Here is a 25,362-nt window from a genome sequence, read left to right as displayed (position 1 = left end):
CCGGAGGACGCTCAGTCCCTGCTGTCCGCGGGATCCAACCCGTGCAACGGGAAAACGGCGTGCCGCGTGTCCCGGACAGCGGCATCCACCGAGCACTCGACCGTCCCGTCCCACGGGGTGAATCCCGGATCGTGCCAGTCGGTCATCGAGGTGGGCAACGGCACGTTGCCCGCGACCGTGGCGGCGTGGGCCATCCAGTCGGCCGGGACGTTCCGGTGGGCCGGGACGTCCCGGTCGAGAGCCGTGGCGAGCAGGTGCGTCCAGGCTCGGGGAACGACCCGGTAGAGCGCGTACCCTCCTCCGCCCAGGATCAACCACTTCCCGCCCGCGTAGCGATCGGCGAAGTCCCGCAGCGCGCGGTAGGCCGCACGCTGCCCGTCGACGGACAGCGACAGGTCGGCCAGCGGGTCCTCCCGGTGCGGGTCGGCCCCGCACTGGGTCACCAGCACCTGCGGGGCGAAGGCCTTCAGCAGCGAAGGGACCACGGCGTGCAGCGCCCGCGCCCATCCCGCGTCGTCGGTGCCGGGGGGCAACGCCACGTTCACCGACTCGCCCTTCGCCGCCCCGTCTCCGACCTCCGTGGGAAACCCCGTACCGGGCCACAGGGTGTGGGGGTGCTGGTGCAGCGAGATCGTCATCACCCTGGGGTCGTCCCGGAAGGCCGCCTGCACCCCGTCGCCGTGGTGCACGTCGATGTCCAGGTAGGCGATCCGTTCCACCCCGTTGGCCAGCATCCAGGCGATGGCCACCGCGCAGTCGTTGTACACGCAGAACCCGGCGGCGTTGTCGGCCATGGCGTGGTGCAGCCCGCCCGCCAGGTTGACGGCCCGGTCCGCCCGCCCGGAGACGATCTGCTCGGCCGCCGTTATCGAGGCCCCGGCCACCAGCGCCGAAGCCTCGTGCATCCCCTCGAAGACCGGATTGTCCGCGGTGCCGAGGCCGTGGCCCACGTCCGGCCCCTCGCTCGGCGCGACACGCACGGCTTCCAGGTAACCGGATGTGTGGCTCCGTGCGAGTTCGGCCTCCTCCGCCTGCCGGGGGACCAGCGGACGCACGCCGTCGAGCACCCCCAGCGAACGCGCCAGTCGCATCGTCAGGTCCAGCCGGACCGGGTGCAGCGGATGATCACCACCCAGGTCGTAGGACAGCAGGGAGTCGTCCCAGACAACCGCGCACTCGTCGCTCATGGTTGGCAAGCTACCCGCCACCGGGGCAACGGCACATCCGTTCGATCACCCCGATTCGGCTCCGGTCGCGACGGGACGCTCCGGCGAGGACGACCACTCCGACCACGAACCCGGGTAGAGCACCGCCGGGTTCTCCGGACCACGCAGTCCCGCGTACTCCAGCGCGAGAATCACCGAGCAGGCGTTGATCCCCGAACCGCAGTACGCTCCCACCTCACCTTCCCCGGTGACGCCGAGTTCGGTGAAGCGCTCAGCCAGTTCCGCGGGTGAGCGCCATGCTCCGTCGGCCACGTGCCCGGCCGCCGGAGCGTTGTACGCACCGGGGATGTGCCCGGCGCGCGGGTCCACCGGTTCGGTCTCACCCCTGTAGCGCTCCCCGGCCCTGGCGTCCAGCAGAACGCCGGTACGCGCCAGTCGCCGCGCTCCGTCGGCGTCGGTCACCGGCATGTTTCCGGGGTGGACCACGAAGTCCCCCGGGGCGGGATCCGGAACCTCGGTGGTCACCGGCAGTCCGGCCGCCACCCACGCCGCGAACCCGCCGTCCAGCACGAACGCGCGGGCGTGTCCCGCCCAGCGCAACAACCACCAGGCCCGTGCCGCCACCGAGCCGTCGCCCGAGTCGTAGACGACGACCGGCCGGTGGGCATCCATCCCCGCCGCGCGAAGCGCCCGTTGCAGGACCTCGGGGTCCGGCAGCGGATGACGCCCTCCGCGCTCGCCTCCTGGTGGAGCCGCCAACTCGGTTTCCACGTCGACGAACAGCGCCCCGGGCAGATGTCCCTCGGCGTACTCCTCGGCACCGGCGGGGCCCAGCAGGTTCCAGCGAACGTCCAGCACGGTGGGGGGCTCGGCCCCGGCGAGCTCCGATTCGAGCCGCCCGGGCGTGATCAGCGGAGTCATTCGAACCTCCGTTTCGGTTCAGGTGGTCCCATCATCGCCCGGAGCACGACGGGCCCGGCCGCACGGCCCGCCGCGTGGGACGCGATCCGAGCTCCGAGTCCCGGCCGGGGCGGGGCCGCTCACCCGGGGACCGCGCGTCGCTGACGGGCGACCTTCCGGGACGCGTTCGGCCGGACCACCGCCGGGCCGATTCCGGACGGAGACGGGATCTCCGGAGGGCTCGGACGGTGACCGATGACTCGGACCGGGCAGCCGTCGTCGACCTCCGTCCGGGCTAGCATTGGAGGTGGACCGAATGGGGAGCTGGCGTGAACGATCTCATCGATACCACCGAGATGTACCTCAAGACGATTTACGAACTTGAGGAGGAGGGGCTCGTCCCGCTCCGAGCCCGCATCGCGGAGCGGTTGGAACAGAGCGGGCCGACCGTCAGCCAGACCGTGGCCCGGATGGAACGGGACGGACTGCTGTCGGTCGCCGAGGACCGGCATCTGGAATTGACCAAGGCCGGCAGGGAACGAGCGATCGGTGTCATGCGCAAGCACCGTCTGGCCGAACGCCTGCTGGTCGACGTCATCGGTCTGGAATGGGAGCACGTGCACAGCGAGGCGTGCCGTTGGGAGCACGTGATGAGCGAGGCGGTGGAACGCAAGCTCGTCAACCTGCTCGGAGCACCGAGCACCTCCCCCTACGGAAACCCCATTCCGGGACTGGACGACCTGGGCGTCGGTGACGGGGCGCCCGAAGTGGACACCGAACTGCAACGCGTGGACGAGATAGCCCGCAACGGCGGGGGGCACGCTCTGGTGTGCAGGATCGCCGAGCACGTACAGCTGGATCCCGAGCTGATGAACTCGTTGAAGACCGTGGACGTGATCCCCGGTAACGACATCGAGATAGTTTCCGTGGTCGGCAGCAACAAACCGATCGACGTACGAGGCGACTCCGGGACCACGCAGCTGCCGCCGTCCGTCGCGCACGCCGTCCTGGTCCGGCCCCGGTGAACGGGGCGGCGGAGCGAGCCACGAAGGCCTTCGTGGCGGAGCACAGGGCGGATCCCGACGCGGTCTGGTCGGCTCCCGGCAGGGTCAACCTGATCGGCGAGCACACCGACTACAACGACGGCTATGTGTTTCCGTTCGCGCTGCCGCACCGCACCGCGGTGGCCACGCGAAGGCGGGACGACGGCCTGCTGACGATAGCGACGCACGGCTCGGACGGGGCGTTGCAGCGTGCCGGAGCGGTGTCGCTGGAGGCGCTCGAACCGGGCGAACCCGGCGGGTGGGCGAACTACCCGGCGGGGGTCGCCTGGGCTCTCCGGGAGTCCGGTGTCACCCTGCCCGGTGCGGATCTGGTCATCGCCGGGGATGTTCCCACCGGAGCGGGGTTGTCCTCCTCGGCGGCCCTGGAGTGCGCCACCGCGCTGGCCCTGCTGGATACGGCGGGTCGGGCGCTCGACGGGCCGGAGGCACCGGAGGTCATGGACGTCGCCCGGTGGACCCGGCGGGCCGAGAACGACTTCGTCGGGGCGCCGACCGGACTGTTGGACCAGACCGCCTCGCTGCGCTGCGAACCGGCCCACGCGCTTTTCTTCGACATACGTTCGGGCGATACCGCGCAGGTCCCGTTCGACGCGGCGGGCAGCGAGCTGGAAGTGCTGGTCGTCGACACCCGGGCGAACCACTCGCACAGCGAGTCCGGTTACGGGGATCGGCGGAGAGGATGCGAGCAGGCGGCCGAACTGCTCGGTGTCCCGGCGCTGCGAGACGTGACCGCCGCCGAGCTGGATTCGAGCCTGCGGGAGCTCCCCGAACGGTTGCGTCCGTTGGTGCGGCACGTGGTGACCGAGAACGACAGGGTGCTGGAGACGCTGCGGCGACTCCGGCGGGGCGAGCTCACCGAGGTCGGTGAGCTGCTGACCGCTTCGCACCGGAGCCTGCGGGACGACTACCGGGTCTCTTGCGAGGAGCTCGACGTCGCCGTCGAGGCGGCGCTGGAATCGGGCGCGTTGGGGGCCCGGATGACCGGAGGCGGTTTCGGGGGGTCGGCTATCGCGCTGGTCTCCTCCGAACTGCGCCCCCGGACGGAGCGGGCCGTAAGCGAAGCGTTCGAACGGCGCGGCTTCACCGCACCACGGCTGTTCACCACCGTCCCCTCCTCGGGAGCGGGACGGGAATCGTAGGCGCTGCGGGGCCCGTTCGGCGGGGGCCGGAGCGCCTCGGTAGACGTGTCGGAAGTCGTCCTTGGTTGTGAATCGATACCGCCGGGAGGGAAAGCAACGGTGAAACTGCTGGTAACCGGAGGCGCTGGGTACGTGGGCAGTGTTTGTGCCGCCCGGCTGCTCGAAGCGGGCCACCAGGTGGTGGTGCTCGACGACCTGTCCACCGGGCACGCCGACGCCGTGCCCGAGGGGTGTCGGCTGGTGACCGGCGATGTCGCCGAGCGTGCCGGGGAGGTTCTCGCCGAAGGATTCGACGGTGTACTGCACTTCGCGGCCAAGTCGTTGGTGGCGGAGTCGATGCGGGACCCGGCACGCTACTGGCACGGCAACGTGCTCACCTCGGTGCGCCTGTTGGACGCGATGCGCGAGCACGGCGTCACGCGAATCGTGTTCTCCTCCACCGCGGCGGTCTACGGACAGCCCGAGTCGGTCCCGATCACCGAAGAGGCACCGACCCGCCCCACCAATCCCTACGGGGCCACCAAACTGGCCATCGACCACGCCATCACCTCCTACGCCACCGCCTACGGTCTGGCGGCCACGAGCCTGCGCTACTTCAACGTCGCGGGCGCCCACGACGGGTTGGGCGAACGGCACACCGTGGAGACGCACCTGATTCCGATCGTTCTCGAAGCGGCACGCGGACTGCGGGAACAGGTCCACATCGCGGGTGACGACTGGCCGACCCCGGACGGCACGTGCGTGCGGGACTACATCCACGTCCGTGACCTCGCGGAGGCGCACGTGCTGGCGTTGGAGAAGTCCCTTCCGGGCAATCACCGCATCTACAATCTCGGCAACGGCACGGGGTTCTCGGTCAGGCAGGTCATCGACGCCTGCCGCGACGTGACGGGCAGGCGAATCCCCGCTGAGGTGGCGGAACGCCGCCTCGGTGACCCCGCCACCCTGGTGGCCTCGAGTGAGCGGGCCCAGCAGGAGCTGGGATGGTATCCGCAACGCCGCGAGATCGAGGAGATCGTGCGCGACGCGTGGGAGTTCGTCCGCGACGACAGGGGATGAACGAGGTCTCCAGCCGGGGCCGCGTGCCCGCCTCGGCGGGCGAGGGTTTCCTCCTGCCCCGGGCACGCCCACAGGACTCCCCGGACTGCCGGGCAGCTGGAGATCCCCACCGGGTGCTCCCCGCCGGAATCAGGTTTCCTCCTGCTCGATCATCATCCGCGCGTCCGCGGCGGTGTCGCGCACCACCACCGCGAGTTCCCGAGGGCTGATGCCGGAGTCCAGCGCCCGCCGTAGCAGCTCCCCCAATCGGTGTGCCGGTCTGGTGTTCTCGACCCGTTCCAGCGCGACGCTGGCCAGTGCTCCGTCGCCCCGCAGGTAGGCGGAGAAGGCCAGCAGCGCGGCGACGTCGGCGACCTCGGGCTCGGGTGCCTTCCGCACGAGCGTGAACCACAGCTGTTCGGCCGCGCGGGACCACGGGGTCAACGCGGCGCCCATGGCGAGATCACGCACGCGGTAGTCGGACAGCGCCACCAGCACCCGCAGCAGGTCTTCCTCCGTCAACGGCCTGCCGCGCGCGGTACGGCGAATCGCGCCGAAGACCGCCTCGGTGTCGGCTGCGCACGTGGCCGCCTCACCCCGGTGGGGTTCGGCCTCGTCCTGCAGGAGGTTCAACTTCGCGGACCAACGGGACCGGATCTCCGAGGACTCCGGGGTCAGCGTCGCGGCGAGTTCCTGCCTGCTGGAGAACGTGACCGCTCCGGCGACGGCCAGCTCGGCCGCCAACGGCGAGGAACCGGGATCGGGCGTCATGCCTTCCCACTGCTCGTCGTAGCAGCGCCAGACCCCGTCCGGACGGACCTCGGGGGTCCAGAGCGCCCGCACGAGGGGTATCCCCGCTTCGCGCAGAACCTGCCGCAGGGTCTCCACCAGTTCGGAGTGCGGTGGAGGATCGGGGGTTTCCGGGTGCGGAGCGGATGGCCGGGGACAGGCGGGAGCCACCTCCTCCCGGGAGCCGCTCCCCACGACCGCCCCCATCACCCCGTCGGGAGCGTCATGCGAGATCGGCCCCTCCACCAACTCCCGCACCAGTTCGTGGCGACGCAGCGGCCCGGGGAGATCCACTCGTGCGGTCAGCCCCAGCCGCGAGACCTCCGGTCCACCGTGCAGCGTGGTCAGCACCAGTGAGTCGCGGGGGTAGAACCCGAGCAGGTGCGGGATCGCCGCCACGTATTCCTGCGGGGCCGAGAGCCGGACAGTGCGTTGTTTCGCGGTAGAACCCATGCCTCCAACATCGGCGTTCGGAGGCGGGGACGGAAAATCGGATTCCGGCGGCTGTGGAAACTCTGGAGGACTGTGCACAATTGGTTCATCCGGCCGGGCTGGAACCCGGGCCGGAGCACGGCCCGGCCGTGGCCGGCGCCGGGCCGTGCTCGCTCATCGCCGCCCTCGGCGGGATGTGCTGCGTGCTCCCCGGAGGAACGCGTAAGCGCCGGAGAAACCCCTCAACCCGCCGAGTGCCCGGCGGACCTTCCGAATACGCCGTTCCGCTTGCCGGGACCGAGCACCACGGGGAGGCGGAGCTCGGTCCCCGAAAGCGCCAGGCTCAGACCGCCACCGGCGGGCGGGCGCAACGTGTAGTCGTGGTCACTGGAGAGCACGATCAGCCCGAGCTGGTGCCCTCGCCGAAGGACGTAGTCGTCGGGCATCATGTTCACCTCGATCCGGTACCGCTGCCCCGGTTCGACCGGAGTGGTCCGCTCAAGCGAACGTCGGTTCTGCGGATCGGTCCAGCCCCGGGTTACCGTGGTGATCGTGCCGTCCGGAGCACGGTCGACCAGTGCGGCGGTGACGTTGGCGGCCGGACGGTCGAACGACAGGGCGAGGCGGGCTCGCACCGTTCCGCTGATTCGAACCCGTCGAGGGACCTCACGGGTGAAATAAGCCAGCCGATGCGGTGAACGAGCCGCTTTCGCGAGTTCCTCCACGGTCCTGCTCGCGTCGTCACGCAGGGTTTCGACCGCCCCGGCCGGGCCACGACCGAACAACCGTAGACCACCCCGCTCGGCCCCACCCGGTGTGGGACTCAACGACACCTCGCGAGCGGCTGGTGCGGGCCACTCCCACTCGCGGTGCCAACTGCCGTCGGCACGTTGGATGGTCACCCTCGGTTCGAGGCGGACACCGTTGTTCACTCCGTGCAAGTAGTGCGTGAACCAGCGGTTCAGCGTACGCAGCCACTCGTCCCGGCGCACTCCGATGGGGTCGAGATGTCCCCCCTGATGCCACCAGATCCGGTGCTCGACGCCGTGCTCGCGCAACGCCTCGTACCACTGGGCGACCTGCCTGGTCTTGACGTTCCAGTCGTCGAGCCCGTGCACCGCCAGTACCGAGGCTTCGATCCCGGAGACGTCGTCGAGGTAGTCCCGTTCCTCCCAGAACTCGTTGTAGTCCCCGGTCAGGCGGTCCTGCTCGCGGCGCAGCCGTTCGATCACCGCCGAGCAGTCACTGTCGTTGGTGTGCACGTACTCGGCGAGGACATCGGTGTCCTCGCCCTGGTAACCACCGGGAGCCACCACGGCACCGTCCGAGCGGTAGTAGTCGTACCAGCTGGATATCGCCCCGATCGGCACGATCGTCTCCAGCCCCGCCACCCCGGTGGTGGCCACGGCGTTCGGCAGCGTCCCGTTGTAGGAGACCCCCATCATGGCGACCTTCCCGGTGGACCAGTCGGCCACCACGGGCTCACCCGCGGAGTCGTGGGCGGGGGCCCGGCCGTTCAGCCAGTCGATGACCGACTTGGCTCCGAGAGTCTCGTTGCGTCCGCCCGAGGTCGGGCAGCCATCGGAAGCCCCGCTGCCCAGGGACTCGGCGTAGACGACCGCGTACCCGCGTTCCAGCAGGAAGTCCTGGTAGGCCCAACCGATCTCGGCGGCTTCGGCTCTGCCGGAGGCGGAACCGGTACTCGCCGCCCGCCCGCTGACCCGGTCCGGGACGTAGAGCTCACGGTTAACATCGTGATTGGTGACCGGATTGCCCCCCGCGAAGTAGGGGCTGGCCCGGTACACGACCGGGACCCGCATCCCGCGCTCGGTCTCCTCCGGACGGACGAGTTGTACGTGCACCCTGTCGTCACGCCCGTCGCCGTCACTATCCACTCCGGATTTGACGTACAGATCCTCGCGCACGGCTTCGGAAGCGTCGAACACGGGTTGTGCCGCACCGTGCTCGAACACCGGTTCCGGTGACCGGGTGGTCTCCGCCGCCGCGGGTGCCCCACTCAGCGGGAGGACCACCAGGGCGGAGACGACAGCCACTCGCGCTCGCCACATGCGAACTCCACGATCAGGTTGCAAGGTCAACCAGCACCTTGCCACCCACCGGGGGAATGTCAATCACGAAACGCGGCGGCTTTGCGCCAACGTGTCACCGGAGAACCACGCGGGTCCCACCCGTCCAGTGAGGACGAACCGTCCCACACGTCAGAACCGGCGATGAGGAGGCCCGGGGAGGCTCCGTGGTCGGACGACCAAGCCACGGAAACTCACGGAGCTCCGGCGCGGAGGACGAGACGGGGGAACCGACCTCGCGGCCGGTTCCCCCTCAGCGGCGTAGCACGGTGCCCGCTCGACTCGCTCCGCGCTACGACGGCACGGAGCTCGCACGGCTGGCTACCGCTGACGAGCCGGCTCAACCACGGCTGTCAGCTACACCCGGAGGTGGCGCCGCAGCCCTCGCAGAGGTAGCAGGAGCCCGACGGCCGCATCTTGGTACCGCACGTCATGCACAACGGCGCGTCGGCCGCCTTGCCGAGCTTGAGTTCCAACAGCTCGGTGGAGCTGCCCGCCTCGGAATCCTCGGAGTGGTTCTGCACCAGGGGCCTGGGCTGCTCGGCGTAGTCCACCGATCCCCGCATCGACTCCACGTGGTTGGAGGTCTCGGCCTCCTCAGCACCGTTGACCTGCTCGGTGCGCTCCTGGGCGGTGAAGATTCCCAGCTGCGCCCGCTTCTCGTAGGACAGGTGGTCCAGGGCCAGCCTGCGGAACAGGTAGTCCAGCACGCTGCTGGCCATCCGCACGTCCGGATCGTCGGTCATACCGGCGGGTTCGAAACGCACGTTCTGGAACTTGGAGACGTAGAACTCCAGCGGGATGCCGTACTGCAAGCCGACCGAGATGGACATCGCGAACGCGTCCATCACACCGGCCAGGGTGGAACCCTGCTTGCCGAGCTTGATGAAGATCTCGCCGAGGCCGTCGTCCGGATAGGACCCGGCGTGCAGGTAGCCCTCGGCTCCGCCGACCGTGAAAGACACGGTCTGGCTGGGACGCTTCTTGGGCAGTCGCTTGCGGACGGGCCGGTACTCGATCTCCTTCTCGACCCGCTTCTCACCCTGGGCCTTGTCACCGTTGCCCGCGGACAGCGGTTGTCCGACCTTGCAGTTGTCCCGGTAGATGGCCAGGGCCTTCAATCCCAGCCGCCAACCCTCGAAGTAGATCTCCTGCACGTCCTCGACCGTGGCGTGCTCGGGCATGTTGACGGTCTTGGAGATCGACCCGGACAGGAACGGCTGCACGGCGGCCATCATGCGCACGTGCCCCATGGGGGCGATGGAACGCTGGCCCATGGCGCAGTCGAAGACATCGTAGTGCTCCGGACGAAGCCCCGGAGCGTCGACCACGTGACCGTGCTCGGCGATGTACTCGACGATCGCCTCGGCCTGCTCGTCCGGGTAACCCAGCGCACGCAGCGCACGCGGCACGGTCCGGTTGACGATCTGCATCGAGCCGCCGCCGACCAGCTTCTTGAACTTGACCAGCGCCAGGTCCGGCTCGACACCGGTGGTGTCGCAATCCATCATCAGGCCGATGGTTCCCGTCGGCGCCAGCACCGACGCCTGGGCGTTGCGCCAGCCGTTGCGGCTGCCGATCTCCAGTCCCCGCTGCCAGACCTGGGTCGCCTGCTCGTGCACCATGGTGTCGTTGTGGTGGTAGGTCCGCACCAGGTCGTTGGCGGCGGCGTGCTTGCGCATGACACGCTGGTGGGACTCGGCGTTGCGAGCGTAGCCCGCGTACGGTCCGACCGCACCGGCGAGTTCGGCGGAGCGCTTGTAGGCGGTACCGGTCATCAGCGAGGTGATCGAGGCGGCCAGCGCCCTCCCGCCGTCGGAGTCGTAGGCGTGGCCGGTGGCCATCAGCAGCGCACCGAGGTTGGCGTAGCCGATGCCGAGCTGCCGGAAATCCCGCGTGGTGCGGCCGATCGACTCGGTGGGGAAGTCGGCGAAGCTGATCGAGATGTCCATCGCGGTGATCACGATCTCGACGGTGCGCCGGAACAGCTCCGCGTCGAAGGTCAGATCCTCGCGCAGGAACTTCATCAGGTTCAGCGAGGCCAGGTTGCAGCTGGAGTTGTCCAGGTGCAGGTACTCGGAGCAGGGATTCGAAGCGGTGATGCGGCCGGACTCCGGACTGGTGTGCCAGTCGTTGATGGTGTCGTCGTACTGGATTCCGGGGTCGGCGCACTCCCAGGCCGCCCGCGCCATCCGATTGAACAGGTCCTTGGCCCGCACGTTGTCGGTGATCGACCCGTCGGTGCGCGCCCGCAGGCCGAACTGGCCATCGCTTTCCACGGCACGCATGAACTCGTCGCTGACCCGGACCGAGTTGTTGGCGTTCTGGTACTGCACCGAGACCATGTCGGAGCCGCCGAGGTCCACGTCGAAGCCCGCGTCGCGCAGCGCGCGGATCTTGTGCTCCTCCTTGGACTTGGTCTCGATGAACTCCTCGACGTCGGGGTGGTCCACGTCGAGCACGACCATCTTCGCGGCGCGTCGTGTGGCGCCCCCCGACTTGATGGTCCCGGCCGAGGCGTCGGCTCCCCGCATGAACGACACGGGCCCGGATGCGGTACCGCCGGAGGAGAGCAGCTCCTTGGAGGAGCGGATGCGTGACAGGTTCAGCCCCGCTCCCGAACCACCCTTGAAGATGAGCCCCTCTTCCTTGTACCAGTCGAGGATCGACTCCATCGTGTCATCCACCGAAAGGATGAAGCACGCCGAGACCTGCTGCTTCGAACTGGTCCCCACGTTGAACCAGACCGGCGAGTTGAAGCTGAACACCTGGTGCAGCAGCATGTAGGTCAACTCGTGCTCGAACACCTCGGCGTCCTGCTCGGTGGCGAAGTACCCGAATTGGAGACCGTTGCGGACGTAGGTCTTGACCACCCGGTCGATCAGCTCCCGCAGGCTGCTCTCCCGCTCCGGGGTGCCGAGGGCACCGCGGAAGTACTTGCTGGTGACGATGTTGACCGCGTTCAGCGACCAGAAGTCCGGGAACTCGACATCGCGCTGCTCGAAATTGACCGAGCCATCGCGCCAATTGGTCATCACGACGTCGCGACGTTCCCAGTTGACCTCGTCGTAGGGGTGCACACCCTCGGTCGTGTAGACGCGCTCCACCCGGATGCCCGCCTCACGGCTACCCGACTCCGACTCCCCTGCGGCTGTCGGGGTACCGACGGTTTCTGTCATGATTCGAGCCTCTCCCTTTTCGCTCGCTCTCCTGCTGCCACCGTCCGGGCTCCCCGTCCGGCTCGGTCGCGTCTTTCGTCGCGGGGCATCGCCCGAACGAGCCCCCCGCTTGTGCTTCGCGCCGCCCTTCCGGCGCGCCGCCCCCCTGCCCGGTTTAGGCATTCGTACTCGCCTCGTCCCGCTGACCGGTGGATTCGTTCTCCTCTTCGCCGTTCGAGGGACTCCCCTCGGAGACGCCCCCGTCCACGGGGTCGTCCACCCTGCGCAGTTCGGCTATCTCGCGCTCGAAGTCCTCCACCGAGGTGAACGAGCGGTAGACGCTGGCGAACCGGAGGTAGGCGACCTCGTCCAGCTCGCGCAGCGGCCCGAGGATTCCCAGGCCCACCTCGTGGCTGGGCACCTCGGGAACACCGAGCGACCTGATCGTTTCCTCGACCCGGTGGGCGAGCTGCTGCAGGGCGTCCTCCTCGACCGGGCGCCCCTGACACGCGCGACGGACCCCCCGCACGACCTTGTCCCTGCTGAAGGGTTCGGTCACCCCCGAACGCTTCACCACCGTGAGAACCAGTTCCTCGACGGTGGTGAACCTGCGCCCACAGCTCGCGCAGGACCTCCTGCGGCGGATCGACTGCCCTTCCTCGACTTCACGGGAATCGACGACGCGCGAGTCGTCACCTCGGCAGAACGGACAACGCAATCGCCAGTCATCCCTTCGACACGGCCCGATGGCCCACGAGTACGCAACGGGCGAGAGCCGATGCGCCGCGGGCGGTTGGCACCACTGGACGCGCACGGCCACCGAAAAAGCGGCCACGCTCAAGTGATGGATTAATCACAACGATGCAACTACTAGATGTTGTGGTTGAGCCTAATCCCGGACCGCATCATAAGCAAATCGGGAACCGGATCGTCGACCGCCCCCCGTTACCCGATCAGCTCCCAGCTCGACGACCGGATCGGAGTCGCGAAGCGGTGTCCGTCACCCCAGCAGTACCGACATCCCCGCGAGCACGACGAGGCCCCACGCCCCCAACGCCACCGCGGCGAGCCAGACCACCTCGACGAACGCGCGGCGAACCGCCGACCGCGACACGTTCCCACGCGCGCGGGTCCCACCACCGGGCCGCGGACCCGCCGTACCGGCACAAGCGACCGGGCCGCGCTGCGCACCACAGCCAGGAGAACGCCCCCACCTCGGGCACCCACCCGCCGCACGGGAGACCACCGGATCACGCGAGGGCGCCGGGGAAAGATACCGCGCTCGGCGATCAGGGGCAGCGCGGCACCCACCGCCCTCACACTTCCGAACGACAACACGAAACACCGGCATCACGACTCCGCAACGGATCGTCGGTATCGATCGGCCCGACCCCCTGGCCACCGGCGCCACGACCGGAGCACCGGCACCCCACCCGACCGTGAATCGAACACCAGTTCGATCGAACTGCTGTACGAACGGTGTAGCATGGCATCCGGCCCGGCGCGAGAGGGCGAACTTGATCGACATCGGAACGTTCCGCGTGACCTCCGAAGACTTCACCCGAACCGGCCCGACAAAAGAAGCAGCGCACCGAATTCACTCGAACTGGTGTTTGATCCCGCCTCGAACGCCGTTTATCCTGAAAAGGTGCGTGCACGCGCGAGCGGCGATGGACAGGAGTACGTGGTGACCGGCTACACGTCCGACCGGCTCGACGACGGAATGTCCGGGGAAACCGAGACGACGGCCACGGAGAACAGTGGCGGTGACGCCTCCCCTCCGGAACCGGCGGACGATCTCACCTCCCGCCAGCGCAGCGTGCTGGACACGATCCGACAGTGGATGCGCGACTACGGCTACCCGCCCAGCGTGCGCGAGATCGGCGACACCGTGGGGCTGACCTCGACGTCCTCGGTCGCTTACCAGTTGCGTGTACTCGAAGGACGCGGCTACCTGCGCCGTGACCCGCACCGTCCGCGCACGGTCGGGGTCGTGACCAACGACGAACCGGGTTCCCCCGAACTACCGGAGAGCTCGAATCCCGCCTACGTTCCGGTGGTGGGACGTATCGCGGCGGGCGAGCCCATCCTCGCCGAGCAGTCCGTGGACGAAGTGTTCCCGCTCCCCCGAGAGGTGGTGGGAGAAGGCTCACTCTTCCTGCTGAGCGTGGTGGGCGATTCCATGGTGGACCTGGCCATCACGGACGGCGACTGGGTGGTGGTCCGGCAACAGCCCGACGCGGAGAACGGGGACGTCGTAGCCGCGATGCTCGACGGTGAAGCCACCGTCAAGACCTTCAAACGCACGGCGGAGCACCTGTGGCTGCTGCCGCACAACGACGACTACGACCCGATCCTCGCCGATGAGGCCACCGTGCTCGGCAAAGTGGTGGCCGTGCTGCGCAAGATGTGACCGCACACCCGGATCGAAGGAGTCAGCCCGGTTTTCGGGCACAAGTCATTCCGCTCTCGAAACGAGACCTCCCGGCCGACATGTGCGCATCGGATGTCGGTGTTGTGCCGCGACGACCGGGCCGTCAAAACCGATCATGCCACTGGCCCCCACGGAAACGAACGGGGCACACCTGAGCAGTACGCCGTCACGACAGCGGGCACTCCAGCACTGGAATGATCAGTTTCAGACGCTCGCCAACGGCGGGATCACGCGAGGCTCATCGCCGCCTGCGGGCGCGACGGCGTACTCCCCCGAGCAGGAGAAGCGACGTCACCACGGCCACCCCACCGAGCCCCAGCAGCACACGCCGGGTGGGCGGGAACCACCGCTCGGATGACGAGACCGGCCGGTCCGCTGAACTCGTGGTGATGACGGTGTCCTCCGCTCTGGCCGCCACTGAGCTCACCGCGTTCTCGACGGCTCGCACCGGCGCCAGCTTCTCGCTCGCGGTCAACATGTCACCGTCCGGTTCGAACGCGATGGCCTCCCCTTGCGGCTCGTTCGGCAGCGGGACACGCACCGGATCACGGCGCAATGCCTCCACCACGTCACCGTCCGGGGCCGGGTACAGGTATGCGTCGGTATAGGTACGTACCGCCACCACGTCGTGGCGGGACGACACGGCACCACCCGTGACCACCACCGAGCCGAACGAGGCAGGCAACGGCCCGCCCGGCGTGTCGGTGGGCTCCAGCGACAGCGTGCCCACCCGTTCGAGCTCGACCGGTCCCCGGCCGTCCAGCGCGGCCACCGGTCGGTATATTCCCGCCTCACCCCACGGGTGCTTGGTCACGATGTGAGGCACACCGTCCCGCCCCAACAACAGGGCCTCGGCGTCCCGAGGACCGTCGGGGTACTTCAACCGGTGGAGTTCGACCGCCCCGGAGGGCTCCAGCACGTGCACCGCCACGGTGTCCCTGCGGGAGCTGTTGTCACCGGTGTCCGCGAGCCAGAGCGTGCCGTCCGCCCGCCGTGCGAGGTCCTCGACGTCGTAGGGATCGACATCGGCGGAGCGCACGCCGACGACCGAGCAGTCCCCCGGATCGAGCTCGTAGACACGCACCGCGCTGCCGCCGTCCCCGACCGCGAACCAGTGCCGCGGGCCCGCCGCCAGCCCCGACAGCTCGGCGAGCCGTTCGTCCCGGGGCGTGCACCGGACCCGAGGTTCGGCGGTTCCCGCCTGCCCGACGGCTTGCCAACCGCTCAGGGCTGGGCAGGCGGCCAGCAACAGCACCACGGTGACGCGTCGGAACCGGGAACCGCTCACCCCGTGGTCACGAACGGTTCGAGCGCGTTCGCCAGATCCGTCCGAACCTTGGCGCGCAGCCTCGTCCCCTCCGCGGTGTGCTCCCGCTCCACGAGTTCTCCCTCGGTGTGAACCCGGGAGACGAGCTCTCCCCTGGTGTAGGGCACCAACGCGTCCACGTAGACGTCCGGCTTGGGCAACCAGTCGGCGAGGGCCCTCTTGAGCTCCTCGATCCCCTCTCCGGAACGCGCCGAGACGAAGATCGCCTCCGGCAGGAGCCTGCGCAGCTCCACCAGCTTGGTGTTGTCCAGGGCGTCGGCCTTGTTCACCACGACCAGCTCCGGCGGGACCGAACCTCCCTGCTCGGCACTGATCTCGGAAACGACCTCACGTACCGCGCTCACCTGTTCCTGTGGGGCGGGGTCCGTGCCGTCCACCACGTGCAGCAGCAGATCCGCCCTGGTCACCTCCTCCAACGTGGAGCGGAAGGCCTCGACCAGCTGGTGCGGCAGGTGCCGCACGAAACCGACCGTGTCGCTGAGGGTGTAGGGCCTGCCGTCCGGGGTGCGGGCGCTGCGGGTGGCCGGGTCCAGAGTCGCGAACAGCGAGTCCTCCACCAGCAGCCCGTTGCCCGTGAGGGCGTTGAGCAGGCTGGACTTGCCCGCGTTGGTGTAACCGGCGATGGTCACGCCCGGCACCGCGTTGGCCACACGGCGCGAGCGCTTGGTCTCCCGGATCGTGCTCATCGAGGCGAGCTCCTTACGGAGCTTGCTGATGCGCTTGTGGATACGACGACGGTCCGTCTCCATCTTGGTCTCACCCGGACCGCGGGTACCCACACCACCGTTACCGCCACCGGCGCGACCACCGGCCTGCCGGGACATCTTGTCACCCCAACCGCGCAGCCGCGGCAGGTAGTACTGCAGCTGGGCCAGCTCCACCTGGGCCTTGCCCTCCTTGGAACTGGCGTGCTGGGCGAAGATGTCCAGGATCAGAGCCGTGCGGTCCACAACCTTGATCTTGAGTTTCTCCTCCAGCTGCCTGAGCTGACCCGGTGCGAGCTCACCGTCGCAGATGACGGTGTCGGCCCCGGCCGCGAGCGCGATGTCGCGCAGTTCGCGTACCTTGCCCGAGCCCACGTAGGTCGCGGGGTCGGGGCGATCCCTACGCTGGACGACCCCGTCCAACACCTCCGACCCCGCGGTCTCGGCCAGCCTGCCGAGCTCGGCCAGGGATGCCTCGGCCTGGGCGGAGGTGCCCTCGGTCCAGACTCCGACCAGCACGACCCGTTCGAGTCGCAGCCGTCGGTACTCGACCTCGGTGATGTCGGACAGTTCGGTGGAAAGACCGGAGACACGACGCAGCGAAGCGCGTTCGGCCCGCTCCATCTCCCCGACGGAGGGTTCCCGGGAGTCGAAGCTCAGGTCTTCGCCCGTCGTCCGTACGTCAGCGCCGTCCGTGCCGGTGTTCCACTCGGTCACGGCGGGGCTCTCCTCGGTGTTGTATAGGCTTCTCAAGTAATCCTGACTCAGTCACTCGTGGGTATCCGGCTACGGCCCGGCCGATCCGGAAGTAATACCCGTACGAGTGGGCCCGGCCACGCCGTGGCCACCACCGCCCCGGGATGCCGGCTCGGCCTTGCCACCATGTATTGTTACACGAGCGCCCAGTGCTTTTCACTGGATCGCACCCGAAGTAACCAACGCGGGCTCTTCGACATTCCCCCACCACCCGGCGTCGAGCCGGCCGCGGGCGACGAGCTCGGCGGGCCCGGTCAGCGTGGTGGTCTCGGGCGTGACTTCGACTTCCACCGTTCCACCCGGCACGTGCACCAGCCGGACCCCGTTCTCCGCTCCGGCCGCGCGCAGCGCTGCCACGGTGGCGGCGACGGTGCCGGTCCCGCACGAACGCGTCTCACCGATACCGCGCTCGTAAACCCGCATCCGCACCTGCCGCTCGTCGAGCGGTTCCACGAGTTCGATGTTCACGCCCGCCGGGAACAGCTCGGGGTCGTAGCCGGGCCGTACGGACAGGTCGAGTTCGGCGACTCCGGTGGTGACGCAGACCAGGTGGGGATTGCCGAGGTCCACGGCCAGCGCTGACATGGCGTAACCGGCGATGCCGAGGCTGGAGTGCCCGAGCACGGTAGCCGCCCCCATGTCCACGGTCACGCGGCCGTCCTCCCCGGCGACGACGCTGCGCAGCCCGGCACGCGTGCCCACCGGAACGGTTCCGGTCGACACCAACCCCGACTGAAGCAGGTAGCGGGCGAAGACACGCACCCCGTTACCGCACATCTCGGCCACGGAACCGTCGGCGTTGCGGTAGTCCATGAACCAGGCGTCGGCGGGGACGTCGGCGGGCAGTTCCTCGCCGAGCAGACCACCCGGTACGACGCGCAGCACACCGTCGGCGCCCAGCCCGCTCCGCCGGTCGCACAGCGCGCGCACCCGTGCCGTCGTCAGCTCGAGTTCACCCCGGGGGTCTGGCAGCACCACGAAGTCGTTCTCGGTGCCGTGCCCCTTGAGAAATTCCGGTCCCGCGTAAGACTGCACCGCTCCAGTCTATCCGCCCCGAACCTCCCGATCCGGTTCACACCGGGTGTTCCGGACACCCGGGCGGAGGGGACGGCCCCGCACGACCCGCTCACCACGGATCGACGTGACGCCGCAGCCGGGAGATCTCGGCCACGAGATCGGCCCGATTCGCGTCGAACCAGTGAATACGCCCGTCCCTGCGGAACCAGGAGCGCTGCCTGCGCACGAAACGCCGCGTGGCCCGCGCGGTCTCGGCCGCCGCCGCGGTCATGTCCCCGGCCTCGTCGAGCTCGGCCAGCACCTGCTGGTAGCCGAGCGCCCTGGACGCGGTACGCCCACGACGCAGCCCGAGACGTTCCAGCCCACGGACCTCGTCCACCAGCCCCTCGTCGAACATCTCGGCGGCTCGCGTGTTGACCCTGGCGTCGAGTTCGCCGACGGGGCGGTCCAACCCCACCAGCAGGGTGTCGTAGCGGGGCGGCCCGGGCGCGGGCAGGTTGGCCGAGAAGCGGCGGCCGGTGAGCTCGATCACCTCCATGGCCCGGACCACCCTCCTGCCGTTCGAGGGTGGGATGGACTCCGCCGCGGGCGGGTCGAGCTCGGCGAGCTCGCGGTGCAGCGCCTCGGTGCCGATCCGGTCCAGCCGCCGCTGCCAGCGCTGCCGCACCGAGGGGTCCGTACCCGGGAAGTTCAGCTCGTCCAGCACTGCCTGCACGTACAGTCCGGAGCCCCCTACCAGGATCGGTGTGGTTCCGGATTCCAGCAGCCGTTCGACGTCGGCCCTGGCGTGCCGCTGGTAGGCGGCCACCGAGGCCGTTTCGGTGACGTCGAGAACATCCAGCTGGTGGTGCGGAACGCCGTGCCGGGCCTGCGGTGGGAGCTTGGCGGTGCCGATGTCCATACCCCGGTAGAGCTGCATGGCGTCGGCGTTGACCACCTCGCCGTCCAGGAGTTCGGCCAGTCGCAGCGCCAGTTCGGACTTGCCCGTGGCGGTGGGACCGAGAACGGCCACCGGGCGTGGCGTCGTGGCGGGCATTCCTCCAGCTTAGGCACTCCGCGCGGCACGGTCCGGCGGGTGGTCGCCCCGGGCCGGTACGGCCACCGCGGGCCGGGGACTTCACGAGCCCCACCGGGGGACACGGGCCCACCGGTTCGCTCGACCCGACCGAATGAACTCCCGCGAGCCGCCCCGCCGTCCACGCGCCGACACGCGGTAGTCACGAAAAAGCCTTCCTACCGCCAACGGGGTGGTGTCGTCCAATATCGTGGTGGGGACACACTCACAACGAAAGTTGTCACCGGGCGCTTCGGCCACTCGTTCGGACCAGAGCCGGCTCCGCCGTCCCCGGAGCCGGTCCTCGATCGGACCCACCGGTCGTACCGGCTTCGCTGATTGACGGCGTCGGCTGCCTCGGACTGGTCGACACGCGCCCGAGCTGTTTGAATGCGCCGACGGCGGCACACCCGACAACGTGCCGCCGGGGTGCCGGGCCCCGTCCTACGGCGGGGCGCTCGTGTTCGACACGAGCACCTGAGCGGGCAGAAGGAGGAAGCCGGCCATGACAGACCAGGACACGACGCCGAACACCGCCGACGCGTCGGCGGCCGCGGACTCGACGACGAGTGGTTCGGGACGTGGCGCCGCGCCCGCGGTACCGATCGCTTCCGGCGATCCGGCGCGCTGGGGCCGGGTCGACTCCGAGGGTGAGGTTTACGTACGAACCTCCGAGGGAGAACGGTTCGTCGGATCGTGGCAGGCGGGAGACGCCGACGAAGGGCTGGCCCATTTCGCACGAAGGTTCGACGATCTCCGCACCGAGGCCGAGCTGCTGGAGACACGGCTCTCCTCGGGCTCGGGTGATCCCAAGCAGACGTTGTCCAACGCCAAGCACCTGCGCGACGGCCTCCCGGGGGCCTCCGTGGTCGGCGACGTCGACTCGCTGGCGGCTCGGCTGGAACACATAGTCCAGCGTGCCGAGGAGGCCGTCGAACGCGCCAAGGCTGAGCGCGAGAAGGCGCGTGCCGAGGCGGTGGCCCGCAAGGAGGCGCTGGTCGAGGAGGCCGAGCAGATCGGCGCCGAGGCCACCAACTGGAAGGCCGCCGGGGACAGGCTGCGCGCCATCTTCGAGGAGTGGAAGGGCGTCCGGGGCGTCGATCGCAAGACCGACGAACAGCTCTGGAAGAGGTTCACCAAGGCCCGGGACGCTTTCAACCGGCGTCGAGGGTCGCACTTCGCGGAGCTGGACCGGCAGCGCAACGCGGCCAAGGAACGCAAGCAGGAACTGGTCGACGAGGCCGAATCGCTGACCGAGTCAACCGACTGGGGCCCCACGGCTGACCGCTACAAGCAGCTGATGAGCGAGTGGAAGTCGGTCGGGCGCGCTCCCAAGGACAGCGACGAGGCGCTCTGGAAGCGTTTCCGTTCCGCGCAGGACAGGTTCTTCTCCCGTCGTTCCGAAGCGTTCGCCGAGCGCGACGCCGAGTTCGCCGAGAACGCCAAACGCAAGGAGGAGCTGCTGTCCGAGGCGGAGCGGATCGATCCGTCCGCCGACCTGGGCGCCGCCCAGGCGCAGTTGCAGCGCATCCAACAGCGCTGGGACGAGATCGGCAAGGTGCCGCGGGAACGCATCCGCGAACTCGAAGGCAGGCTGCGGGCGGTCAACGACCGGGTCCGCTCGGCCGCCCAGACCGAGTGGCGCCGCACCGACCCGGAGGCCCAGGCCCGGGTCGAGCAGTTCCGCGAACGGGTGGAGCAGTACGAGCAGCAGGCCGCCAAGGCACGCTCGGCCGGTAACGAGAAGCGTGCCAAGGAGGCCGAACGGCAGGCCCAGCAGTGGCAGGAGTGGCTCACCGCCGCGGAGAACGCCCTCGCCGATCGCTGAGCGCCCGGTGAACGCTCGGCAGGAGGAACCGGCGCGTCGCGCTTACCGGAACGGGAGGCGACGACGCCGGTTCCGTGCCGACTCACCCGCTCGACGCCGGAACCCGCCTGAAGGGTCGGCGGAAAGTTTTCGAGGAGAGTCCCGGAGAAACACGGTCGACGCCCCTAGGGACGGGACCACACGATTCGCAGCCACTGCGTGGCCAGCACACCCATCGCGATCACCGCGATCACCAGCCCGAACGAGGGCCCCTCCTGTCCGGCCGGAACGGTCTGGCGGGACCAGATGGCGATGACCCCTTCCACCGTGACCACTCCGCAGAACATGGCCGCCACCCAGGCGATCGACCAGCGGCGGGTGGCCAGCGCCAGTGCCCCCAGCAGGATTCCCGCCACGGTGGCGTTGACGGAGAACAACCGGGGCAGCAGCCCGACCTCCAACGCGGGGTCCGCCTGGCCCGCCACGATCTGCCACCCCTGGGCACCGCCGACCCACGGCAGCACGGCGGTCAGCACCAGAACCAACATGACGCCGGTGATGACCATCGCGCGAGCACCGGGATCGATCCTGCGAGCGATATCCCGCTCGGCACGGGACAACTCGGCACGGAACCGCTGCTGACTGACCTGGTCCACTTCCTCGTCTCCGTCCGGACGCGGTTGCTGTCCACCGGAATTCTCGCTCAACATCCGCACCCCTGCCCGGCCGTGCTCTCGGCGGTCTCCGCGTTCGGGGCACCGAAGGAGGGCAGCCCGAGGCTGACCCCCGAGGTCTTGGGGCGCTGGCCGCTCTCCCAGTGGTCACCGGCGACGGTGCGGCGGTGTCGGTGAATCCCCTCGTCCGCCAGCAGGTGGTGCGGTGCGGCGCGGCTGATCGTGGTGTGCACGAGATCACCCGGACGGAGTTCACCGTCGAGCTCCCCGGTCGGGGTGAAGTGCACCAGCCTGCCGTCCCTGGCACGTCCGGACCAGCGCTCGGTGTGCGCGTTCTTGCGACCCTCGCCCTCGGCGACCAGTAGTTCGACCTCGCTTCCCACCAACTCCTGGTTGGCCTCCAGCGAGATCTCGTTCTGCAGCTGGATCAGGCGGTCGTAGCGCTGCTGCACCACCTCCTTGGGCAGCTGTCCCTCCATCTCGGCGGCGGGGGTGCCCTGCCGCTTGGAGTACTGGAAGGTGAAGGCGCTGGCGAACCGCGCCCTGCGCACCACGTCGAGCGTCGCCTCGAAGTCCTCCTCGGTCTCGCCCGGGAAACCGACGATGATGTCGGTGGTGATCGCCGCGTGCGGCATGGCCTCCCGCACCTTGCGCACGATGTCGAGGAAGCGCTCTGCGCGGTAGGAGCGCCGCATCGCCTTGAGCACGCGATCGGACCCCGACTGCAGCGGCATGTGCAGCTGAGGACACACGTTGGGGGTCTCGGCCATCGCCTCGATCACGTCGTCGGTGAAGTCCCGGGGGTGCGGCGAGGTGAAGCGCACCCGCTCCAGGCCCTCGACCTCGCCGCAGGAACGCAGCAGCTTGCCGAAGGCGTAGCGATCGCCGAACTCGACCCCGTAGGCGTTGACGTTCTGCCCGAGCAGGGTCACCTCGAGAACACCCTCGGAGGCCAGCGCGCCCACCTCGGCCAGCACGTCACCGGGGCGACGGTCCTTCTCCTTGCCGCGCAGCGAGGGCACGATGCAGAAAGTGCAGGTGTTGTTGCAGCCCACCGAGACCGAGACCCAACCCGAGTAGGCCGACTCGCGGCGGGCGGGCAGGGTGGAGGGGAACTTGTCCAGCGATTCCAGGATCTCGACTTCGGCTTCCTGGTTGTGCCTGGCGCGTTCGAGCAGCGTCGGCAGCGACCCCAGGTTGTGCGTGCCGAACACGACGTCCACCCAGGGGGCCCGCCGGACTATCTCGCCGCGGTCCTTCTGTGCCAGGCACCCTCCGACGGCGATCTGCATACCGGGGTTGCGCTGCTTGTCCGCCCGCAGCCGTCCGAGATTGCCGTAGAGCCGGTTGTCGGCGTTCTCCCGCACCGCACAGGTGTTGAACACCACCAGGTCGGCCGTGTTCTCACCCTCCTCACGCACGTAGCCGGCTTCTTCCAGCACTCCGGAGAGTCGTTCGGAGTCGTGCACGTTCATCTGGCAGCCGTACGTGCGCACTTCGAATGACTGAGGCACCCGCTTGTCCGTCACGTTCCCACCATATCCCCTGGTAGAAAGCAGTCATCCGTGGTATGGAACTCGCCCCGGCAACCCGCCCCCGGGTGGGGAACAGCTCCAGGTCACCGGATCGGAGGATGTTCGCGGCCACGCACCCGGGCTGGGGAGAAACCCGGTGGAGCACACGCGGCGCCCGGTGGTCGAGGCCGCAGGCGGACGAACTCGAAGGCCGGAAACGACGCCGGTGACGAGGACGGCGGTGCCGCGTCGGCACGCCACACGCCTGATCGACGACGCTTCCGCTTCGGAACCCGGTCGGGCCCGGCGAGCGCGGCCACGGGTCTCGTCCGTAACCGGCCGGCCACCCCGGGCGAGCGACTGGGGAACACCCCGCGTGAACAACCGGGCCGCCGCCGCGCTCGACATTCCGCGTGACGCGCCGGAAACGGGGAACGTAATCGAGTCGCAACCTCCGTTGGTGGCTCGGTCCTGGACTCAGCGACTCACGCACCTTAGGTTGCCTTCATCGTGTTCGCCGTTTCCGACCGGTCTGGAGATCGAATGTCCGAAGTTTCCACGGATACGCCGATGATCCGGGTATCCGCGGTCGACAAGTACTTCGGGTCACTGCACGTACTCAAGGACATCAACCTGGATATCCCCCGGGGACAGGTCGTGGTGGTTCTCGGCCCCTCCGGCTCCGGCAAGTCCACCCTCTGCCGAGTGATCAACCGGCTGGAAACGATCGACTCGGGAGCGATCTCGGTCGACGGAGTACCGCTTCCCGAGGAGGGCCGCGCGCTGGCCGAGTTGCGGGCCGACGTCGGAATGGTGTTCCAGCAGTTCAACCTGTTCGCGCACAAGAGCATCATCGACAACGTCACGCTGGGGCCGATCAAGGTCCGCAAGCTCGGCAAGGACGAGGCCCGCGAGGAGGGCATGCGACTGCTGCGCCGGGTGGGCATCGCCGACCAGGCCGAGAAGTACCCCGCACAGCTCTCCGGCGGGCAGCAGCAACGCGCCGCGATCGCACGGGCACTGGCCATGCGCCCCAAGGTGATGCTGTTCGACGAGCCCACCTCGGCGCTGGACCCCGAGATGGTCAACGAGGTGCTCGAAGTGATGGCGGGGCTGGCCGAGGAGGGCATGACGATGCTCGTGGTCAGTCACGAGATGGGTTTCGCCCGCCGTGCCGCCCACCGGGTGCTGTTCATGGCCGACGGCGAGGTCGTCGAGGACGCCGCCCCCGACACGTTCTTCGATTCCCCCGAGTCGGAGCGCGCCAAGGACTTCCTGGGCAAGATCCTCACCCACTAGAACCTCTCGGCCCACGGATCTCGATCGGTTCCACGATCACCACTGGAAGGGACATCCATGCGTAACGGCAAGCTGACCGCCGCGGCCATCGCGGCGTCGGTGGGCCTGCTGCTCAGTGCCTGCGGAGGCGGTTCGGCCGACGAGGAGGGCTTCTCCGCCCCGGTCGCCGACAACCCCTCGTTCGAGGACGGCACCACGATGGCCGAGTACGCCGAATCCGGCGAGATCACCATCGGGACCAAGAAGGACCAGCCGCTGTTCGGGCTGGAGAACCTCAACGGCGAGATGCAGGGCTTCGACGTCGCCATCGGCGAGATCATCGCGGGCAAGCTCGGCATCCCGGCCGACAAGATCAACTGGAAGGAAACCCCGAGCAAGAACCGCGAGCTCTATCTCGAACAGGGCAAGGTCGACATGGTCGTGGCCACTTACACGATCAACGACAAGCGTGCCGAACGGGTCACCTTCGCCGGACCGTACTACGAGGCCGGCCAGGATCTGATGGTCAAGCGGAGCAACGACTCGATCACCGGCCCGGAGTCGCTGCGCGACAGCGACGCCAAGGTGTGCTCGGCGCGGGGATCCACGCCCTCCGAACGGATTCGCGAGTACATCGACAACTCCCGGCTGGTGCTGTTCGACACCTACTCCAAGTGCGCCGACGCGCTGCGCAACGGCCAGGCGCAGGCGGTGACCACGGACAACTCGATCCTGATGGGCCTGGTCAGCGAGAACGAGAACAAGTTCAAGGTGGTCGGCGAGACTTTCAGCGAGGAGCCCTACGGCGTCGGGATCGCCAAGGGCGACACCGACTTCTGCCGGTTCATCAACGAAAGCCTGCGGACCGCCGCCGAGAACGGCACCTACCAGGAGGCCTGGAACTCCACCGCGGGCAAGGTGTCGGAGAAGACACCGGAACTGCCCGAGCTGCGGTCCTGCAGCTGAGCCGTACCCGCCTGTACAGGGGCACCGGCGATCCCGGTGCCCCTTTTCAGCTTGCTGG

General features: G+C 68.8%; 19 protein-coding genes. 7 read left to right on the top strand and 12 right to left on the bottom strand.

What is annotated here, in order from left to right; all coding sequences use genetic code 11:
• Positions 1-11: 11 nt before the first annotated feature.
• Both BLQ75_RS09380 and BLQ75_RS09375 read right to left on the bottom strand, forming a co-directional pair.
• Positions 12-1,187, bottom strand: coding sequence for an acetoin utilization protein AcuC (locus tag BLQ75_RS09380; RefSeq protein WP_092600707.1), 1,176 nt, complete (start codon positions 1,185-1,187; stop codon positions 12-14).
• Positions 1,188-1,232: 45 nt separating this feature from the next.
• Positions 1,233-2,087, bottom strand: a complete 855-nt coding sequence (locus BLQ75_RS09375; RefSeq protein ID WP_092600705.1) for a sulfurtransferase — start codon at positions 2,085-2,087, stop codon at positions 1,233-1,235.
• Between the two features lie 308 nt (positions 2,088-2,395).
• On the opposite strand from BLQ75_RS09375, the gene BLQ75_RS09370 reads away from it, so the two are divergent.
• From BLQ75_RS09370 to galE, 3 genes are all read left to right on the top strand, one after another.
• A complete protein-coding gene (locus tag BLQ75_RS09370; protein ID WP_092600703.1) occupies positions 2,396-3,091 on the top strand; it encodes an iron-dependent transcriptional repressor DtxR in 696 nt (231 codons plus the stop codon).
• A complete protein-coding gene (galK, locus tag BLQ75_RS09365) occupies positions 3,088-4,269 on the top strand; it encodes a galactokinase (RefSeq protein WP_092600701.1) in 1,182 nt (393 codons plus the stop codon). The genes BLQ75_RS09370 and galK overlap by 4 nt, the downstream gene beginning before the upstream one ends.
• A 99-nt stretch (positions 4,270-4,368) precedes the next feature.
• Positions 4,369-5,328 (top strand): UDP-glucose 4-epimerase GalE, encoded by a 960-nt coding sequence (gene galE, locus BLQ75_RS09360; protein WP_092600699.1) that lies wholly within the window; start codon positions 4,369-4,371, stop codon positions 5,326-5,328.
• Between the two features lie 129 nt (positions 5,329-5,457).
• Here the strand turns inward: galE and BLQ75_RS09355 are convergent, their stop codons facing one another.
• The 4 genes from BLQ75_RS09355 to nrdR all read right to left on the bottom strand — a co-directional run bounded on the left by BLQ75_RS09355 (position 5,458) and on the right by nrdR (position 12,491).
• Positions 5,458-6,549 carry a DUF4192 domain-containing protein gene (locus BLQ75_RS09355; RefSeq protein WP_092600697.1) on the bottom strand — a complete coding sequence of 364 codons (1,092 nt, stop codon included), beginning with the start codon at positions 6,547-6,549 and terminating at the stop codon, positions 5,458-5,460.
• Positions 6,550-6,770: 221 nt separating this feature from the next.
• A complete protein-coding gene (locus tag BLQ75_RS09350; protein WP_092600695.1) occupies positions 6,771-8,597 on the bottom strand; it encodes a Xaa-Pro dipeptidyl-peptidase in 1,827 nt (608 codons plus the stop codon).
• 371 nt (positions 8,598-8,968) lie between these two features.
• Positions 8,969-11,794, bottom strand: coding sequence for a vitamin B12-dependent ribonucleotide reductase (locus BLQ75_RS09345; protein WP_092600693.1), 2,826 nt, complete (start codon positions 11,792-11,794; stop codon positions 8,969-8,971).
• A 154-nt stretch (positions 11,795-11,948) separates the two neighbouring features.
• Positions 11,949-12,491 (bottom strand): transcriptional regulator NrdR, encoded by a 543-nt coding sequence (gene nrdR / locus BLQ75_RS09340; protein WP_092600691.1) that lies wholly within the window; start codon positions 12,489-12,491, stop codon positions 11,949-11,951.
• A gap of 1,005 nt (positions 12,492-13,496) precedes the next feature.
• Between nrdR and lexA the strand changes: the two genes are divergently transcribed.
• Positions 13,497-14,186, top strand: coding sequence for a transcriptional repressor LexA (lexA, locus tag BLQ75_RS09335; RefSeq protein WP_092601035.1), 690 nt, complete (start codon positions 13,497-13,499; stop codon positions 14,184-14,186).
• A 259-nt stretch (positions 14,187-14,445) separates the two neighbouring features.
• Here the strand turns inward: lexA and BLQ75_RS09330 are convergent, their stop codons facing one another.
• The 4 genes from BLQ75_RS09330 to miaA all read right to left on the bottom strand — a co-directional run bounded on the left by BLQ75_RS09330 (position 14,446) and on the right by miaA (position 19,047).
• Positions 14,446-15,495: a hypothetical protein gene (locus tag BLQ75_RS09330; protein ID WP_092600689.1), complete on the bottom strand. Its 1,050-nt coding sequence runs from the start codon at positions 15,493-15,495 to the stop codon at positions 14,446-14,448.
• Complete coding sequence (gene hflX, locus BLQ75_RS09325) at positions 15,492-16,862, bottom strand: GTPase HflX (RefSeq protein ID WP_092601033.1); 1,371 nt, start codon at positions 16,860-16,862, stop codon at positions 15,492-15,494. Before hflX ends, BLQ75_RS09330 begins: the two co-directional genes overlap by 4 nt.
• Positions 16,863-17,150: 288 nt before the next feature.
• Entirely contained in the window at positions 17,151-18,029 is an 879-nt protein-coding gene (gene dapF / locus BLQ75_RS09320) for a diaminopimelate epimerase (RefSeq protein ID WP_092600687.1), read from the bottom strand.
• Between the two features lie 91 nt (positions 18,030-18,120).
• On the bottom strand, positions 18,121-19,047 hold the full coding sequence (gene miaA / locus BLQ75_RS09315; protein WP_092600685.1) for a tRNA (adenosine(37)-N6)-dimethylallyltransferase MiaA: 927 nt from the start codon (positions 19,045-19,047) through the stop codon (positions 18,121-18,123).
• A gap of 523 nt (positions 19,048-19,570) precedes the next feature.
• Here miaA and BLQ75_RS09310 point away from each other — a divergent pair.
• Positions 19,571-20,893, top strand: a complete 1,323-nt coding sequence (locus BLQ75_RS09310) for a DUF349 domain-containing protein (RefSeq protein WP_092600683.1) — start codon at positions 19,571-19,573, stop codon at positions 20,891-20,893.
• A gap of 164 nt (positions 20,894-21,057) precedes the next feature.
• On the opposite strand, the gene BLQ75_RS09305 is transcribed toward BLQ75_RS09310, so the two are convergent.
• Both BLQ75_RS09305 and miaB read right to left on the bottom strand, forming a co-directional pair.
• The gene (locus tag BLQ75_RS09305) at positions 21,058-21,582 is read right to left on the bottom strand and encodes an Rv2732c family membrane protein (protein ID WP_092601031.1); all 525 of its coding nucleotides are present in this window, start codon (positions 21,580-21,582) and stop codon (positions 21,058-21,060) included.
• Positions 21,576-23,060 carry a tRNA (N6-isopentenyl adenosine(37)-C2)-methylthiotransferase MiaB gene (gene miaB / locus BLQ75_RS09300; RefSeq protein ID WP_092601029.1) on the bottom strand — a complete coding sequence of 495 codons (1,485 nt, stop codon included), beginning with the start codon at positions 23,058-23,060 and terminating at the stop codon, positions 21,576-21,578. Before miaB ends, BLQ75_RS09305 begins: the two co-directional genes overlap by 7 nt.
• Positions 23,061-23,630: 570 nt before the next feature.
• Between miaB and BLQ75_RS09295 the strand changes: the two genes are divergently transcribed.
• Both BLQ75_RS09295 and BLQ75_RS09290 read left to right on the top strand, forming a co-directional pair.
• A complete protein-coding gene (locus tag BLQ75_RS09295; protein ID WP_170837421.1) occupies positions 23,631-24,359 on the top strand; it encodes an amino acid ABC transporter ATP-binding protein in 729 nt (242 codons plus the stop codon).
• A 57-nt stretch (positions 24,360-24,416) separates the two neighbouring features.
• Entirely contained in the window at positions 24,417-25,304 is an 888-nt protein-coding gene (locus BLQ75_RS09290; protein ID WP_092600679.1) for a glutamate ABC transporter substrate-binding protein, read from the top strand.
• Positions 25,305-25,362: the final 58 nt, after the last annotated feature.

The organism is Actinopolyspora xinjiangensis (genome assembly GCF_900104475.1).
Lineage (GTDB): Bacteria > Actinomycetota > Actinomycetes > Mycobacteriales > Pseudonocardiaceae > Actinopolyspora > Actinopolyspora xinjiangensis.
This window is presented reverse-complemented; position numbering and strand designations above follow the sequence as displayed.

Excerpts from the sequence above, each read along its gene's own strand:
- BLQ75_RS09345 (WP_092600693.1), bottom strand. The coding sequence starts at position 11,794 with ATGACAGAAACCGTCGGTACCCCGACAGCCGCAGGGGAGTCGGAGTCG.
- miaA (WP_092600685.1), bottom strand. The coding sequence starts at position 19,047 with ATGCCCGCCACGACGCCACGCCCGGTGGCCGTTCTCGGTCCCACCGCC.
- BLQ75_RS09305 (WP_092601031.1), bottom strand. The coding sequence starts at position 21,582 with ATGTTGAGCGAGAATTCCGGTGGACAGCAACCGCGTCCGGACGGAGAC.
- BLQ75_RS09290 (WP_092600679.1), top strand. The coding sequence starts at position 24,417 with ATGCGTAACGGCAAGCTGACCGCCGCGGCCATCGCGGCGTCGGTGGGC.
- BLQ75_RS09295 (WP_170837421.1), top strand. The coding sequence starts at position 23,631 with ATGATCCGGGTATCCGCGGTCGACAAGTACTTCGGGTCACTGCACGTA.
- lexA (WP_092601035.1), top strand. The coding sequence starts at position 13,497 with ATGTCCGGGGAAACCGAGACGACGGCCACGGAGAACAGTGGCGGTGAC.
- BLQ75_RS09350 (WP_092600695.1), bottom strand. The coding sequence starts at position 8,597 with ATGTGGCGAGCGCGAGTGGCTGTCGTCTCCGCCCTGGTGGTCCTCCCG.
- BLQ75_RS09310 (WP_092600683.1), top strand. The coding sequence starts at position 19,571 with ATGACAGACCAGGACACGACGCCGAACACCGCCGACGCGTCGGCGGCC.
- hflX (WP_092601033.1), bottom strand. The coding sequence starts at position 16,862 with ATGGAGCGGGCCGAACGCGCTTCGCTGCGTCGTGTCTCCGGTCTTTCC.
- BLQ75_RS09355 (WP_092600697.1), bottom strand. The coding sequence starts at position 6,549 with ATGGGTTCTACCGCGAAACAACGCACTGTCCGGCTCTCGGCCCCGCAG.
- BLQ75_RS09375 (WP_092600705.1), bottom strand. The coding sequence starts at position 2,087 with ATGACTCCGCTGATCACGCCCGGGCGGCTCGAATCGGAGCTCGCCGGG.
- BLQ75_RS09380 (WP_092600707.1), bottom strand. The coding sequence starts at position 1,187 with ATGAGCGACGAGTGCGCGGTTGTCTGGGACGACTCCCTGCTGTCCTAC.